This is a genomic window from Enterococcus sp. 4E1_DIV0656, from assembly GCF_002140695.1.
Classification (GTDB): Bacteria; Bacillota; Bacilli; order Lactobacillales; family Enterococcaceae; genus Enterococcus_D; species Enterococcus_D entomosocium.
The window spans coordinates 211,045-225,304 of sequence record NZ_NGLF01000001.1 but is presented as its reverse complement, the minus strand read 5'-3'; the positions used below and the strand labels follow the sequence as shown (position 1 = coordinate 225,304).

Annotated in this window: 18 protein-coding genes; 12 read left to right on the top strand and 6 right to left on the bottom strand. The window is 43.5% G+C overall.

The window, feature by feature from the left end; all coding sequences use genetic code 11:
* Nucleotides 1-162: 162 nt before the first annotated feature.
* From tsaE to A5882_RS01015, 3 genes are read left to right on the top strand one after another with little or no spacing between them, the layout of a single operon-like run.
* On the top strand, nt 163-636 hold the full coding sequence (gene tsaE / locus A5882_RS01025; protein WP_034878371.1) for a tRNA (adenosine(37)-N6)-threonylcarbamoyltransferase complex ATPase subunit type 1 TsaE: 474 nt from the start codon (nt 163-165) through the stop codon (nt 634-636).
* Nucleotides 629-1,153: a GNAT family N-acetyltransferase gene (locus A5882_RS01020; protein ID WP_005234141.1), complete on the top strand. Its 525-nt coding sequence runs from the start codon at nt 629-631 to the stop codon at nt 1,151-1,153. The genes tsaE and A5882_RS01020 overlap by 8 nt, the downstream gene beginning before the upstream one ends.
* Nucleotides 1,154-1,169: 16 nt before the next feature.
* Nucleotides 1,170-1,685: a GNAT family N-acetyltransferase gene (locus A5882_RS01015; RefSeq protein ID WP_061053180.1), complete on the top strand. Its 516-nt coding sequence runs from the start codon at nt 1,170-1,172 to the stop codon at nt 1,683-1,685.
* Nucleotides 1,686-1,760: 75 nt separating this feature from the next.
* Here A5882_RS01015 and A5882_RS01010 read toward each other — a convergent pair whose 3' ends face one another.
* Complete coding sequence (locus tag A5882_RS01010; RefSeq protein ID WP_010749886.1) at nt 1,761-2,294, bottom strand: 3'-5' exonuclease; 534 nt, start codon at nt 2,292-2,294, stop codon at nt 1,761-1,763.
* A gap of 84 nt (nt 2,295-2,378) precedes the next feature.
* Nucleotides 2,379-3,131 (bottom strand): exodeoxyribonuclease III, encoded by a 753-nt coding sequence (locus A5882_RS01005; RefSeq protein ID WP_005234144.1) that lies wholly within the window; start codon nt 3,129-3,131, stop codon nt 2,379-2,381.
* A gap of 214 nt (nt 3,132-3,345) precedes the next feature.
* On the opposite strand from A5882_RS01005, the gene A5882_RS01000 reads away from it, so the two are divergent.
* The 4 genes from A5882_RS01000 to A5882_RS00985 all read left to right on the top strand — a co-directional run bounded on the left by A5882_RS01000 (nt 3,346) and on the right by A5882_RS00985 (nt 6,325).
* Nucleotides 3,346-3,621: an AbrB/MazE/SpoVT family DNA-binding domain-containing protein gene (locus A5882_RS01000; RefSeq protein WP_086372330.1), complete on the top strand. Its 276-nt coding sequence runs from the start codon at nt 3,346-3,348 to the stop codon at nt 3,619-3,621.
* A complete protein-coding gene (locus A5882_RS00995) occupies nt 3,615-3,965 on the top strand; it encodes a type II toxin-antitoxin system PemK/MazF family toxin (RefSeq protein WP_016621609.1) in 351 nt (116 codons plus the stop codon). Before A5882_RS01000 ends, A5882_RS00995 begins: the two co-directional genes overlap by 7 nt.
* 123 nt (nt 3,966-4,088) lie before the next feature.
* Nucleotides 4,089-4,988 (top strand): UDP-N-acetylmuramate dehydrogenase, encoded by a 900-nt coding sequence (murB, locus tag A5882_RS00990; RefSeq protein WP_061053179.1) that lies wholly within the window; start codon nt 4,089-4,091, stop codon nt 4,986-4,988.
* Between the two features lie 116 nt (nt 4,989-5,104).
* Nucleotides 5,105-6,325 carry a hypothetical protein gene (locus A5882_RS00985; RefSeq protein WP_061053178.1) on the top strand — a complete coding sequence of 407 codons (1,221 nt, stop codon included), beginning with the start codon at nt 5,105-5,107 and terminating at the stop codon, nt 6,323-6,325.
* Between the two features lie 65 nt (nt 6,326-6,390).
* Here A5882_RS00985 and A5882_RS00980 read toward each other — a convergent pair whose 3' ends face one another.
* Genes A5882_RS00980 through A5882_RS00965 form a run of 4 tightly spaced genes read right to left on the bottom strand, consistent with a single transcriptional unit; the run spans nt 6,391 to nt 9,362 of the window.
* Nucleotides 6,391-7,035, bottom strand: a complete 645-nt coding sequence (locus tag A5882_RS00980) for an ECF transporter S component (RefSeq protein WP_061053177.1) — start codon at nt 7,033-7,035, stop codon at nt 6,391-6,393.
* A gap of 2 nt (nt 7,036-7,037) precedes the next feature.
* On the bottom strand, nt 7,038-7,595 hold the full coding sequence (gene coaC, locus A5882_RS00975; RefSeq protein WP_005228528.1) for a phosphopantothenoylcysteine decarboxylase: 558 nt from the start codon (nt 7,593-7,595) through the stop codon (nt 7,038-7,040).
* 31 nt (nt 7,596-7,626) lie between these two features.
* Nucleotides 7,627-8,376 (bottom strand): phosphopantothenate--cysteine ligase, encoded by a 750-nt coding sequence (gene coaB / locus A5882_RS00970; RefSeq protein ID WP_061053176.1) that lies wholly within the window; start codon nt 8,374-8,376, stop codon nt 7,627-7,629.
* A complete protein-coding gene (locus A5882_RS00965) occupies nt 8,373-9,362 on the bottom strand; it encodes an acryloyl-CoA reductase (protein ID WP_061053175.1) in 990 nt (329 codons plus the stop codon). Before A5882_RS00965 ends, coaB begins: the two co-directional genes overlap by 4 nt.
* Nucleotides 9,363-9,747: 385 nt before the next feature.
* On the opposite strand from A5882_RS00965, the gene A5882_RS00955 reads away from it, so the two are divergent.
* From A5882_RS00955 to A5882_RS00935, 5 genes are read left to right on the top strand one after another with little or no spacing between them, the layout of a single operon-like run.
* The gene (locus tag A5882_RS00955) at nt 9,748-10,290 is read left to right on the top strand and encodes a helix-turn-helix domain-containing protein (RefSeq protein WP_015510239.1); all 543 of its coding nucleotides are present in this window, start codon (nt 9,748-9,750) and stop codon (nt 10,288-10,290) included.
* 16 nt (nt 10,291-10,306) lie between these two features.
* Nucleotides 10,307-11,395 (top strand): ABC transporter ATP-binding protein, encoded by a 1,089-nt coding sequence (locus A5882_RS00950; protein WP_005228533.1) that lies wholly within the window; start codon nt 10,307-10,309, stop codon nt 11,393-11,395.
* Between the two features lie 12 nt (nt 11,396-11,407).
* The gene (locus A5882_RS00945) at nt 11,408-12,217 is read left to right on the top strand and encodes an ABC transporter permease (protein WP_005234157.1); all 810 of its coding nucleotides are present in this window, start codon (nt 11,408-11,410) and stop codon (nt 12,215-12,217) included.
* A complete protein-coding gene (locus A5882_RS00940; protein WP_005228535.1) occupies nt 12,214-13,050 on the top strand; it encodes an ABC transporter permease in 837 nt (278 codons plus the stop codon). Before A5882_RS00945 ends, A5882_RS00940 begins: the two co-directional genes overlap by 4 nt.
* Entirely contained in the window at nt 13,047-14,120 is a 1,074-nt protein-coding gene (locus tag A5882_RS00935) for a PotD/PotF family extracellular solute-binding protein (protein ID WP_005234158.1), read from the top strand. Before A5882_RS00940 ends, A5882_RS00935 begins: the two co-directional genes overlap by 4 nt.
* Nucleotides 14,121-14,260: the final 140 nt, after the last annotated feature.

Here is a 14,260-nt window from a genome sequence, read left to right as displayed (position 1 = left end):
TTTTGCTTTTGGAAAGTTGAGGGCAACAAAGCAGGGGGCGTCCATATGAATCAACGATCCAGTGGTCGTCGGGAAATTTTCCTTAAGCTCCTTCTTTACAATTCCTTGAAAAACAAGCTATACTAGCAACTAGTAAATTAGATTGATCAAAGGATGGGGACTATGTTTACCATTAACGACTTAGAAGCAACCGCAGCATTTGCAAAAATCATTGGAGAAGTAGCCGAGCCAGGGGATAATCTGGTATTGACGGGCGACTTGGGTGCTGGCAAAACAACATTGACGAAAGGCATCGCCTTGGGGTTAGGGATCGAGCAACTGATCAAAAGTCCGACCTATACGATCATTCGTGAATATACCAATGGGCGGATGCCCCTGTACCATATGGATGTCTATCGGGTGGAATACGGTGCAGAAGATTTAGGACTGGATGATTATTTCGAAGGGGATGGCTTGTGTGTGATCGAGTGGGGCAATCTCTTAGAAGCCTCCCTGCCAGAGGATTATTTAGAACTGATTTTGGAAAAAGATGATACAGATGAACAAAAACGTCTTGTGAAATGTCATGCATATGGCACCAAAGCAACCGCCTTTTTGCAACGGATCACAACCAAATGGCAGGCAGCCCATGAGTGAGATCCAGATACAGATCAAAGAAGCCACGGGTGCTGATGCCAAAGCTGTGTTAGCAGTCAGTCAACAGCTAGGAGAAGAAACGGATTATCTCTTGATGGACGAAAGCGGCTTGGCGTTGCCAGAAGCCCTATTGGCAGAACAGCTGGACGCTATCTATGAACGGGAGGACTATTTGCTGTTGCTGGCATTTGATCAAGAACAGTTGATCGCCATGGCATCAGTCAAAGGCAACGAAGAGTGGCAATTAGCCCATGTCGGGGAGATCGGTATCTCGATTTTAAAAGACTATTGGGGCTTGGGCTTAGGTTCGCTCCTGATTGAAGAATTACTGGACTGGGTAGTAGAAGTTGGCGAATTGACCCGCATCGAGTTGACCGTCCAAGCGAGAAATCTACGAGCGATCCATCTTTATCAAAAATTTGGTTTTTTAACAGAAGGCTGCATGAAAGAAGCAGTGCAAACCCGCGAGGGGCAAAAAGTTGACGTCTTGATGATGGCACGTCTTTTTGAATCATAAAAAAGGAGTGAAGGAAATGGAGTTTCGGGAACCGACGATCGCAGACTGCGATCAAATCGAAGCGTATCGGCAAGCCTTCGAGAAGAATCAAGAAGTCATCCATGGTGGGGCAGGACTTGTAGAAAGTCCGACAGCTAAAGACTGGCTAAAGGGATTGGCGGATTTTAAAACAGCAGAAACGGTACCAGAAGGATTCGTTCCCGCCCGTACCTATCTGGCTATCCAAGATCAAAAAGTGGTCGGTCTCTTGAATCTGCGTCTGACGCTTAATGAATACTTACGCCAAATTGGCGGACACATCGGGTATTCGGTGCACCCAGATCATCGAAAGCAAGGCATCGGCTCGGCAATGCTGGCACAGTCATTGGTAAAGGCCAAACAATTTGGCTTGAAAAACGTGTTAGTAACCTGTGAAGAAGCCAATCGTGCCTCCGCCAAAGTCATTGAAAATAACGGCGGTAAACTAACCGAAAAAGCCATTGATCCTGAAGATGGCGCTGTAATCTGTCATTATTGGATCGATCTAACTTAAAATGAATCCTTCCTTAAATGAAAACGTGCGTCCTAAAGTCAGCATTGCGCTAGACTTTAGGACGCACGTTCTTATTTATTTGACTAAAACCAATTTTTTTAATGGATCGATGCCAAATTCTTCTTCTTGACGCAATAAGATTTGGGCACATGCCCGGCTATCTTCCAAGGCATCATGGTGGTTTAGTAAAGGAATCTGCAATTGCTCACAAACCGTATTTAATTTGTGGTTCGTAAATTCTGGATACAGTTTGCGGCTTGTTCGTACCGTGCACAAGGAAAGATAGTTTGGTTGTGACAACCCATAATAGTCAAGACACCCCGCCAAAACGCCGGTATCAAAACCAGCATTATGCGCAACGATCAGACTGTTTAATTGATAATATTGTTGGATTTGTTTCCATACGTCAGGAAACTTAGGCGCTTCTTGCACATCTTCTGGACGGATGCCATGAATTTGAATGTTTTTCCAAAAAAATTCCGTTTCCGGTTGGATCAATGTGTAATATTCGCCCACGATTTTGCTGTCTTGTACCATGACTAGTGCAAGGGAACAGGCACTATGCTTTTGATAATTTGCTGTTTCAAAGTCCATTGCGATAAAATTCATCAGACTCACCTCATTGCCATTCTAGCACAAAATCAAAGAATGAAAAGCGAACAAACGTTAAGAAAAACTGAAGTTTTCCTACGGTTAGTTGAGATCCAGTTCCACCGGACAATGGTCACTGCCGATGATATCTGTATGGATCTTGGCGTCTAGCAAGCGCTCATTTAAGTCATCCGAAACGACAAAGTAATCGATGCGCCAGCCGGCATTGTTTTTGCGAGCGTTGAAACGGTAGCTCCACCAAGAATAAATGCCTTCTGCATCTGGATAGAAATAACGGAACGTATCGGTAAAGCCAGCAGCCAAAAGAGTTGAAAACTTTTCCCGTTCTTCAGGTGTAAACCCAGCACTTTTTTGATTGGTTTTCCAGTTTTTGATATCGATATTTTTATGGGCAACATTCAAATCACCACAGAGAATCACTGGCTTTTGTTGTTTCAATTCAGTCAAGTAAGCCAAAAAGGCATCTTCCCAAGTCATGCGATAATCCAAGCGGCGCAATTCATTTTGGGAATTCGGTGTGTAGCAAGTAATCAAGAAAAATTCAGGATACTCCAGCGTGATGACGCGACCTTCCGTATCATGTTCTTCGATTCCTAATCCATAACGGACGGATAGCGCAGGTTCTTTTGCGAAAATCGCCGTGCCAGAATAGCCTTTCTTCTCCGCATAATTCCAGTATTGATGATAGCCTGGTAAATCCAATTCGATCTGACCTTCTTGCAGCTTTGTTTCTTGTAAACAAAAGAAATCAGCATCGAGGGCTTCAAACACTTCAGAAAAATTTTTTTTAACGATGGCCCGTAAACCATTCACATTCCAAGAAATAAATTTCATTAAGACTCCTCCTTATTTTCCACTACGCCTCCCATTTTACCTAAAAAAGCCAGAAGCGCAAAGCAAGTGAGCGGAATAAGGAAAACAAGGAGGAAGAATGAGGATTAAATTTGGATGCTAGAGAAAATTCGTTTGTGGTACGAAAAAGGATTAATAAATCCTTACTTTTCCTTACGTTTTATGTTACAATCGTTTTGAAAAGGGGGCAGTTCACATGACGATCAAAGCGCAAGTTTCAGCGAAAATGACTTCGAAAAATCAAATAACTATTCCAAAAAGTGTGCGGCAAAAGTTAGGCTTAAAAGAGAATCAGCGGGTAATTTTTGAATTTACTCCAGAAGGCGAGATCAAGATAACAGGCGAAAAAGCAGCACCTTCCTTTGAAGATTTTTGGAAACAAGAATTAGCGATCGTAGAAGAAACGGGGAAATTTGATACAGGTGAGATGTTTTTTGGAGAAGATTTAGGTGAGGAGAATATTGAATGGTAAGACAAGGAGATATTCTTTTTATTGACTTAAATCCCACCAAAGGAAATGAAATGGCAAAAAAAAGACCGTGTGTGGTGGTTAGTAATGATTATTATAACAAGAGTTTCAATACCGTCTTAGTGATGCCAATCAGTAGCTCAAAAAAATATGTAGAAGAAAAATTCGCTCGATCGAATGCGTTTCAAACAGTTACCGAAACACAAAAGAGTAAAGTTCAAGGGACGATTCTTTGTCAGCATATTCGCAGTGTGGACCTCTTGCATCGCAGCAACTTAGAAGTAGTCGATAAAGTCACTACGGAGATGAAAGAACGATTATCTGAAATAACAAAACACTTTTTTTGAAGCTTACTCTTTATTAATCAGGTCATTCGATTATTAAGCTTTTCTTTGATTCACCAGAGGTAGCAACTTTTCCTTGAACATGCTAAAATAAGTGAGATGTTTATTGTGAAAGGAAACCTTCTCGTGAATAAAGACTTGATGATTGCGCAATTCCCTGAAATTGCCTTATTAAAAGATGAACCCTTATTGAACTATACGTATACAAAAACTGGTGGACCGGCAGACATTTTGGCTTTTCCCAAAACAGCAGAAGAGGCTAAACAGCTGCTTGATTATTGCCGAGAACAAGCGATTCCTTGGATCGTCTTAGGAAACGCCAGCAACTTGATCGTCCGTGATGGTGGTATTCGTGGCGTGGTGATCATGCTGTCGGAAATGAACCAAATCGTGGTAGACGGCACTTCTTTGATCGTCGATGCTGGAGCAAAGTTGATCGATACGACCTATGTCGCTTTGCATGAATCCTTGACTGGTTTTGAATTTGCCTGCGGGATTCCCGGCAGTGTCGGCGGTGCCGTCTTTATGAATGCAGGCGCCTATGATGGCGAGATCCAAGATGTCTTTGCGTCCTGCGACGTTTTGCTGGCTGATGGTCAAATCGTGACATATACCAAGGAAGAAATGGAATTTGCTTATCGTCATAGCAAGTTGCAAGAGCAAAAGATGATCATTTTGAGCAGTCGCTTTGATCTAACAAAAGGTGATCAAGAACAAATCAAAAAGCGAATGGATGAACTGACAGAATTGCGGCAATTGAAGCAACCGCTAGAATACCCCTCTTGTGGGAGTGTCTTCAAACGTCCAGTCGGTCATTTTACCGGCAAGCTGATCCAAGATGCAGGCTTACAAGGACTGAAATGGGGCGGTGCCCAAATTTCAGAAAAACATGCGGGCTTTATCGTGAATGTCGATCAAGCAACAGCCACGGATTACGTTGAACTGATTGCCCATATCCAACAAGTCATCAAAGAAACTTTTGATGTCACCTTAGAAACAGAAGTCCGAATCATCGGTGAAGAATAGATTAGCGAAAAGATTGTCCCCCGGGGCAATCTTTTTTTCATGAGAGCTAATAAAAAGAGCTTAGGATTGTAAGCTTTCGCAGTCTTCGGTACAATAAACGAAAAGGAGTGAGCAGGATGAAAAAGTGGGGACGCATCATTTTGTTTGTTGGGTTCGCCTTTCTTTTCGGTGGCTGTACGAAATTACCGCAAGAACAGTTTGCCGAACAGTTGACGAATCAGCAAGCAACGAATGCTGGTGAATTCCAAGCGACGATCGATACCTTTGAGATAGGCAACAGCAGCGAATACGGTCAAGAAGCCGATAGGTATGCCTCTATGTTGATGTCACAGTTAGTAGGCTCGTCATTTAAAGGGGACTTCGTCCAAGACAAGGAAACCAAAGCGATTTTACTCAATCTGGCAGTCGCTTATGGGGGGCAGGAGCTGCCGATCAAGCTGATCGTCGATCCTGAAAAACAAGAAGCGTATGTGTCAGCTGAAATCTATGAAACACTGCAAGGGTATATCAGCGCATTTGGTGATGACAGTTATGGAACAACACCAGACGCTGGGGAATATGAGGGCAAGTACCTGCGCATCGATCAAGAAACCTTAGATTCTTACTTTGGCGAAGGAACTTTTGCAGAGGACGACGAGGAGACAACCGAAGCAGAAAAAGCGCCTGAAAACTTCTTTACCATGAACAGTCTTTTTCATAATGAGACGTTTGCAGACTATTTGAAAACCTTCGAACCGGATGCTTTCAAAAGAGATGGAGATACGATCAGCCATACGTTTACCAAAGAAGAATTGGCAGATTATGCAACCTATGCCCAAGAACACGGTGCCGATCAAAAGCAAGTCGCCGAATTAGAAACGATGCTGGAAGAAGTCGAGCAGTTTGACTTAGCTATGACCGTCAATACGAAAACAAATCAGCAGAAAATGGCTTTTCACTTCGTGCAAGCGGATGAGCTGCAAACGACTATCGGAGCTACGGTGACTTTTACAGGAAAGAAAAGTGATACTGCCGTTGCGATCCCCACAGCGGAAGAATTGATTGACCCAGAAGAATTGTTTTCTCCCTATGATTATGGCTGGGATGACAGCTATGACGATGGGTATGAGAATGATTATGATGATGAGTACTGGGATAGCTATGATGAAGCCGATGATTGGTCTTCTTATATGCTGACGGATGAGGAGTTCGAGGAACTGCTACTGCAAATCAAGCAAGAGCTGCCTTATTTGACCCAAGCAGATATCGATGATTATCTGACATTTTATGAAGAGTATTTGACCCAAGAGCAGTATCAAGAGCTTGTCGAAGCACTCCAGATGACACAAAGTTTATGAGTCACTCAAAAGGGAAGCGACCGCCTAAGTTAGCCAAAAAGCTAACTTTAGGCGGTCGCTATTTTTTAGATTCGATTTTTTTTGCGGTTCATGACTAAGCGCAAAAGAACGGTTCCAACTGCCATCGTGGCGATTCCCGCTACAATGGCTTCAGGCACGCCTTGGGCGAAGATCACACCCAAAATCGCTGCGTAAACAGCATTGCCGGCTTTTCCCACAACCTCCGCATATTCTTGCTGGAACAAGAAGTAGATCAAGTTCATTACCAGAATCGTATTCGTCAAACCTCCGGCAACACCAGCAATCAGTAGCGAAAGACTTTGCTGTTTGTTTTTCCAGATTTTTTGACAGCCTTTATAAACAAAGTAAGGAACGACACCAATCAAAATACGGGGAATCAGCGCTACGAGGATCGCTTTCCAACTTCCTTGATCACTCCCATAAATCGGTACGAAAGGAGAGAAGACAAAAGAAAGCGGGGTGATGATCCATGTCGAACGCACCATACTGATGATCCCAAAGGCGCCGCCTAAAAAGCCGCCGATCCGAGGGCCCAATACAATGGAAGCGATGATCACAGGAATGTGCATCGTTGTCGCATTGATTGGTCCTATGGGAATAAACCCAAGAAAGGGTACCGATGCTAAAAGAATCAAGATTCCTAAAAAGAAAGCTGTTAAGACAAGTTCAAAAGTTGATATTTTTTTCATTATTAGACACTCCGTACTTCCAAAGCAGTCAATGCTTTTTCGAGAATCGTTTCTGTTGCTGCTAATGCGCCTCTGCCGAAATCACCGCAAGCCAGTAACGCTTCACGGGGTTCAATCTCTTGGAAGCCGACTTCTTTCAAAATCCCCAAATTTCTTTGAACAATCGGGTTTTCGTACATGACGGTATTCATGGCTGGCGCAATCAAGCGGGGCACGGATAACGGCAACGCTAAGGCAACTGTTGAGATCAAATCATCGGCTATCCCATGCGCCAGCTTGCCAATACTGTTGGCACTGGCTGGGGCGAGCAAGAAAAGATCGGCTTGTTTGGCTAGTTCAATATGATTGATCCGATCTGGTTGACGTTCTTGCATAACATCCACATGGATCGGGCGTTTGGATAATGACTGTAGAGTCAAAGGCGTAATAAATTGTGTGCTATTTTGAGTCATTAAGACATCCACTGCATAGCCCTTTTTGGTTAATTCATTGGTTAGGTCGGCTGCTTTGTATGCAGAGATACTGCCGCTGACGCCAAGCAGAACGTGTTTTTGTTTCATGTTTCTTTCTCCTTTTCTAAAAAACATCTAGCTAAGCACGCAGGTCATTGCGTAATGTGTCAACGATCAAGGTTGCGATCTCAGCTTTTGTGCGGCCAGTCCCGATTTGTCCTTCTTGTGTCAAAAGGTGTCCGACATGCTGGTTTCCAGAAATTTGCGTCAAGTCGTTGGCCAACACATAATCCGCTTGGCTAGCCAGCAGACTTTTTCGTGCGACCGCAAACAACTCGGCTTCCGCGACGGCGACTAATAATTTGAATCCGACTAATAAGGTTGTCGGCTGTAATGCTTTGATGGTTTGGATCACTTTCGGGGTTTTCTTCAACACTAAAAACAAATGATCCGTATTGGAAGAAACTTTGCCTGCCGTTGCTTCAGATTGTTCGAGCACGTGTGCCATCAATGCCGGAGTGACCTGGTTGTCATAAGTCGGTAGGGCATCGTTGATTGCTTCATAAAAGGCTGCTTCTGAAAAATGAGCAGCAGGGGTAAAATCACTAACTGCCATACTGTGGATCACGGCAGCATACGAATGGGTCGTCAATAAATCGGTCAATTGCCCCAACAAGTCCGTGGTCCCTTCAATGAAATGACAGGTAACTCGTGGATCGGTAGGCGGTTGCTTGGCAGTTTTCGTCGTAACGTAATCGATGGTCACCTCAGGGTACCGCAGCCATTCATTGGCAATCGCTTGACCAAGTGAACCCGTGGAATGATTCGTGATTGCACGGACATCATCGATTTTTTCGGAAGTACCGCCAGCCGTAATCAAAATTCTCATTGCCCTTGTGACACCTCAACGATCGTCCGTCCTTGGTGCGTGCCAGCTAATAAAGCTGCCAACGTTTCTGGTAAGTCTTCCAAAGTGATGGCTTTCGTGTAAAGCTGATCGATCACATTCCACTCACCCGCTAATTTCTCCCATAATGCCGTGCGGATCTCATGGGAAACATTGACTGAATCGATCCCAATTACGCGAATCCCACGCAAAATAAAGGGTAAGACAGTCGTTTCGATTTTGATCCCACCAGCATTGCCGCATAAGAAGGCACCGCCCCCATAAGCGATTTGCGGAAGCACTGCCGCAAGCAATGGACCACCAACCGTATCGATGACCGCTGCAAACGATTGTTTTGCTAATGGTTTGACCTTTTCGGGTACCACTTCATCCGGACGGATGATTTTTGCTGCGCCTAGGTCTAACAACCATTGCGCATCGGTTTTACGAGATAGCGCCACTATATTTGTATAGCCCAGTTTTTTCAAAAAGGCAATGCTGACACTGCCGACGCCACCGCTCGCACCTGTCACCAAAATCGCAGCGTCTTTTGCTAAGTGCAGCTGCTCTAATTCTTGCACCGCTAAAGCTGCTGTGAACCCAGCCGTGCCATAGGTCATACTGTCTTTCGCTGAAAAACCAGCAGAACGTTTCACGAGCCACTCGGCTGGGACCTGTTGAAATTGACTGTAACCGCCTGGGTGAGAAACCCCTAAGCCATAGCCAGTCACTAAAACTTGATCGCCTGGGGCAAAATCAGCAGACTGACTGTCCACGACTTCCCCTGCTAAATCGATTCCCGGCGTCATCGGATACGTGCGAATCACGCCGCCATTTTCATTTGCTGCCAAGGCATCTTTGTAATTAACATCTGAGTAATCAACACGGACAAGCACATCGCCTGCTGGCAGCTCGTCAAGGGTTGCAGTTGTGAGTGAAGCAGTAAAATTTGGTTCATTCATGACACGAAAGGTAGAGAAATTCGTCATTTCAGACACTCCTTTGATGGTTTGTACTCATAATACCATAAGTTTTATTTTTTTAACCAGTGAAGCAAGAAAAGGCAGGGCTTCTTATCAAAAAATCAGTAAAAACAGATCATTATTAAATCTACCTTTTCTTCGTTAAAATAGAAGATGTTCTTTTAAACCTGTGAAAAGCGAAAATGACGGGACCGCCAATCGTTTCCTTTATAGCACAAGCATTTAGCATCACTCCTTTTTTGATTAGGGAGAAAAGAATTCAAAGAAATGAAGAAAAAAGGCTTGTGTTTTTTGCAATTATTTGTATACTAGAAAAAGTGAAATTAAACATGAAGTTTACTTATAGCAAACTTTTTTATTTGAAGTTGTGTCAATCAAAGGGGGAATGAACATGGAGATTGGCGAGAAGCTGCGCAATTTGCGCGTTCAAAAGAATTTGACCCAAGAAGAATTAGGCGAGCGGACCGATTTGACGAAAGGCTATATCTCACAGTTGGAACGTGATTTGAGTTCGCCTTCTATGGAAACTTTTTTTACGATCTTAGAAGTTTTAGGCGTGACACCAGAGGAATTTTTCCGAGAAGAAAATGCGCAGCATCAAGTGGTTTATCGCGAAGAAGACAGCACGCTTTATTATGATGAAGAAAATGGCTATGAATTGAAGTGGCTGATTCCCGATTCCAATGAAAAAGAAATGGAGCCAGTCTTGCTGACTTTTGATAAAGCGGGCGAATACAAGACCTTTGAACCATCGTTAGCAGAAACATTTATCTATGTCTTAGAGGGCAGTGTGGCGTTGACACTAGGAGAAACGCAGTACAAGGCTCGTAAAGGCCAATCGATTTATTATCAGGCGACTGAGCCGCATCAATTAAAAAATATTGCGGGCAAAAAAAGCCGTGTGCTTGTAGTCGTGACAGATTCTTATTTATAGTACAGGAGGAAAGAGTGTGGGAAAAACAATAATTTCATTCAACAATGTGGTGAAGCGATTTGATGATGATGAAACAGTTTTGAAAAAAGTGAGTTTTGATATTGAAGAAGGTCGCTTTTATACATTGTTAGGTCCTTCAGGTTGTGGAAAAACAACTATTTTACGCATCATTGCGGGTTTTTCGGACGCAACAGAAGGCGACGTTTATTTTGATGGACAAAGAATTAATGACGTTCCTGCCAATCAACGGCAAGTGAATACTGTCTTTCAAGATTATGCCTTATTCCCACATATGAACGTTTTTGAAAATGTGGCATTTGGTCTGCGAATCAAAAAATTACCAAAAGATGAAGTGAATAAAAAAGTCTTAGAAGCGTTACGGTTAGTACAACTTCCTGGTTATGAGAATCGTGAAATCAGCGAAATGTCAGGAGGTCAACGCCAACGGGTCGCAATCGCACGAGCGATCGTCAATGAACCCAAAGTATTGCTTCTTGATGAACCATTGTCCGCATTGGACTTGAAATTGCGAACCGACATGCAATACGAGCTGCGGGAATTGCAGCAGCGACTAGGCATCACCTTTATTTTTGTCACCCATGACCAAGAAGAAGCGTTGGCCATGAGTGATGAGATTTTCGTCATGAACAAAGGGAAGATCGTCCAAAGCGGAACACCAGTGGATATCTACGATGAACCAATCAACCATTTCGTGGCGGATTTTGTCGGTGAAAGCAACATCGTCACAGGCACGATGATCGAAGACAACTTAGTGGAGTTTGTCGGCAAGCAATTTGAATGTGTCGATGGCGGGATGCGGCCGAATGAAGCCGTTGAGATCGTGATCCGTCCGGAAGATTTGAATTTGACGACGGCGGAAAAAGGCAAGCTGGTCGTTGAAGTGGATACGCAATTGTTCCGAGGCGTGCATTACGAAATCATTTGTTACGACGAACAAGGCAACGAATGGATGGTTCACTCTACAAGAAAAGCCACTGAAGGAAGCAAGATCGGTCTTTCCTTTGAACCAGAAGACATCCACGTCATGCGTTTCAATGAGTCCGAAGAAGATTTTGATGCTCGTTTAGAGAGCTACGAAGATTAGGAGGGAAAGCTAATGACGAAAATGCGTCGTTTTTATGCGATACCCTATGTCTTTTGGTTATTGCTATTTGTTATTGCACCAGTCTTATTGATCATCTACCAATCTTTTTTTGATATGAACGGCAACTTTTCGCTGGTCAATTATCAAAGCTACTTAGGTTCTGGCAAATATTTGATCATGACCTTAAACTCGGTTTGGTATGCCTTTTTGATCACCTTGATTACCTTAGTGATCAGCTACCCGACAGCGTATTTCTTAACTAAGCTGCGCCACAAAGATTTGTGGCTGCTGTTGATCATCTTACCAACGTGGGTCAACTTATTGTTAAAAGCCTATGCGTTTATTGGGATTTTCGGCATTCATGGCAGTGTCAACAACTTCCTAGAAATCATGGGGGTTGGACCAAAGCAGATTTTGTTTACTGACTTCAGCTTTTTGACGGTTGCCGTCTATATCGAACTGCCCTTTATGATCATGCCGATTTTTAATGCCTTAGAAGAAATGAATCCCTCTTTGATCAGTGCCAGTCGCGATCTAGGGGCAAACAGCTATGATACTTTCCGACGAGTGATTTTCCCTCTTTCGTTAAACGGGGTAAAAAGCGGCGTCCAAGCCGTCTTCATTCCATCGCTCTCCCTCTTCATGTTGACCCGTTTGATTGGGGGCAATCGCGTGATCACGCTTGGTACGGCGATCGAGCAGCACTTTCTCGTTACCCAAAATTGGGGCATGGGTTCGACCATCGGCGTCATTTTGATCATCGCCATGTTCCTCGTGATGTTGTTTACGGGAGAAAAGAAAAAAGGAGGGCAACGTAAATGAAAAAATTTCGCTGGTCGAATCTTTATCTGATCGTCGTCTTTATTCTTTTGTACGTGCCGATCTTTTATTTGATTTTCTATTCCTTCAATGAAGGAGGCACCATGAATGCTTTTACGGGTTTCACTTTTGAACATTACCAATCCGTCTTTCAAGATACCCGCTTGATGATCATCGTGTTGAACACCTTTATGCTGGCATTTTTATCAGCATTACTGGCAACGATCATTGGCACATTTGGTGCGATGGGCATCTACTATACCCGCAAGCGCCGAACGAGAACGGCCTTGTTGAGTTTGAATAATATTTTGCTGGTTTCACCAGATGTCATCATTGGCGCCAGTTTCTTGATTTTCTTTACGATGATCGGCAACTTGTTCCGTGGGTTTAGCTTAGGCTTTTTCAGCGTGTTGCTTTCGCATATCGCCTTTAGTATCCCGATCGTGGTATTGATGGTCTTGCCGAAATTGCAAGAGATGAACGATTCAATGATCGATGCTGCCCGTGATTTAGGCGCGAATAATTTTCAAGTCATCAAAAATATCATTTTGCCTTTCTTGACACCGGGCATCATCGCCGGCTATTTCATGGCCTTTACTTATTCACTTGATGATTTTGCCGTGACATTCTTTGTGACGGGCAATGGCTTTAGTACCTTATCAGTAGAGATCTATTCTAGAGCACGTCAAGGAATCAGTTTAGAAATCAATGCATTAAGCACACTTGTCTTCTTATTCTCCATGATTCTGGTGGTAGGCTATTACTTTATCAGTAAAGAAAACGGCGCGAAGAAATTACGTAAAAACCGCCGTGTGGAGGTGGCAAATCTGCGATGAAACGACTACAATCTCTGATTATCGGTATTGTTGCGATCGTCCTGATCTTGCTCTTTGGTGTCCGTGAATTGGAACGCACCTCTGGTATGGCAGGTGCTGAGGTCGTCAACATCTACAACTGGGGCGACTACATCGACCCTGATTTGATCAGTAAGTTTGAAGAAGAGACTGGCTACAAAGTCAATTATGAAACCTTTGACTCAAATGAAGCGATGTTCACGAAGATCCAACAAGGCGGTACGTCCTATGACATCGCCATACCGAGTGAATACATGATTGAGAAAATGATGGAACAAAATCTTTTAAAACCATTGGATCACAGCAAAATCAAAGGGCTAGACAATATCGACCCTCGCTTTTTAGACCTGAGTTTTGATCCGGGCAATCAATATTCGATCCCTTATTTCTGGGGAACACTAGGGATCGTCTATAACGATAAATTCTTTGATGAAGGTGAGATCACCCAATGGGACGATCTTTGGAAACCCGAATTAGCAAACAGCATCATGCTGATCGATGGCGCGCGTGAAGTAATGGGATTAGGTTTGGACAGCTTAGGCTATTCTCTAAACAGCAAAGACGATGATCAGTTGCAAGAGGCATTCAATAAGCTTCGGACCATGACCCCAAACATCAAAGCCATCGTCGCAGATGAAATCAAGATGTACATGGCCAATGAAGAAGCATCGGTTGCGGTCACATTTTCTGGGGAAGCAGCCGACATGATGTACGAAAATGAACACATTCATTATGTGATCCCTTCGGAAGGCTCCAACTTGTGGTTTGATAATATGGTCATTCCTAAGACCTCACAAAACGAAGCCGGTGCTTACGCCTTCTTGAACTTTATGCTGGAACCCGAGAATGCTGCACAAAACGCAGAGTACATCGGCTATTCCACACCTAACCAAGAAGCCATGGCCTTACTGCCTGACGAGATCACCGAAGACGAACAGTTCTATCCATCCGATGAATTGATGGAACACCTCGAAGTCTATGAAAACTTAGGTGCTGAGTATCTTGGCATCTATAATGATTTGTTCTTGGAATTGAAGATGTATCGGAAATAAGCAAACTGCCATTAAGCAGGGAATGAATCCTGTTTAATGGCAGTTTTTTAGTAATGAATAGTCTATTTCAGCACTATACGAATATAATCATCAAAAAATTAAGTGTCTATTGATCCAAATCATTGGTAAAATATCTTCAT

Bases quoted from the DNA above. Each gene is read 5' to 3' on its own strand.
- tsaE (WP_034878371.1), top strand. From the start codon at position 163: ATGTTTACCATTAACGACTTAGAAGCAACCGCAGCATTTGCAAAAATC.
- A5882_RS01020 (WP_005234141.1), top strand. From the start codon at position 629: ATGAGTGAGATCCAGATACAGATCAAAGAAGCCACGGGTGCTGATGCC.
- A5882_RS01015 (WP_061053180.1), top strand. From the start codon at position 1,170: ATGGAGTTTCGGGAACCGACGATCGCAGACTGCGATCAAATCGAAGCG.
- A5882_RS01010 (WP_010749886.1), bottom strand. From the start codon at position 2,294: ATGAATTTTATCGCAATGGACTTTGAAACAGCAAATTATCAAAAGCAT.
- A5882_RS01005 (WP_005234144.1), bottom strand. From the start codon at position 3,131: ATGAAATTTATTTCTTGGAATGTGAATGGTTTACGGGCCATCGTTAAA.
- A5882_RS01000 (WP_086372330.1), top strand. From the start codon at position 3,346: ATGACGATCAAAGCGCAAGTTTCAGCGAAAATGACTTCGAAAAATCAA.
- A5882_RS00995 (WP_016621609.1), top strand. From the start codon at position 3,615: ATGGTAAGACAAGGAGATATTCTTTTTATTGACTTAAATCCCACCAAA.
- A5882_RS00985 (WP_061053178.1), top strand. From the start codon at position 5,105: ATGAAAAAGTGGGGACGCATCATTTTGTTTGTTGGGTTCGCCTTTCTT.
- A5882_RS00980 (WP_061053177.1), bottom strand. From the start codon at position 7,035: ATGAAAAAAATATCAACTTTTGAACTTGTCTTAACAGCTTTCTTTTTA.
- coaC (WP_005228528.1), bottom strand. From the start codon at position 7,595: ATGAAACAAAAACACGTTCTGCTTGGCGTCAGCGGCAGTATCTCTGCA.
- coaB (WP_061053176.1), bottom strand. From the start codon at position 8,376: ATGAGAATTTTGATTACGGCTGGCGGTACTTCCGAAAAAATCGATGAT.
- A5882_RS00965 (WP_061053175.1), bottom strand. From the start codon at position 9,362: ATGACGAATTTCTCTACCTTTCGTGTCATGAATGAACCAAATTTTACT.
- A5882_RS00955 (WP_015510239.1), top strand. From the start codon at position 9,748: ATGGAGATTGGCGAGAAGCTGCGCAATTTGCGCGTTCAAAAGAATTTG.
- A5882_RS00945 (WP_005234157.1), top strand. From the start codon at position 11,408: ATGACGAAAATGCGTCGTTTTTATGCGATACCCTATGTCTTTTGGTTA.
- A5882_RS00940 (WP_005228535.1), top strand. From the start codon at position 12,214: ATGAAAAAATTTCGCTGGTCGAATCTTTATCTGATCGTCGTCTTTATT.
- A5882_RS00935 (WP_005234158.1), top strand. From the start codon at position 13,047: ATGAAACGACTACAATCTCTGATTATCGGTATTGTTGCGATCGTCCTG.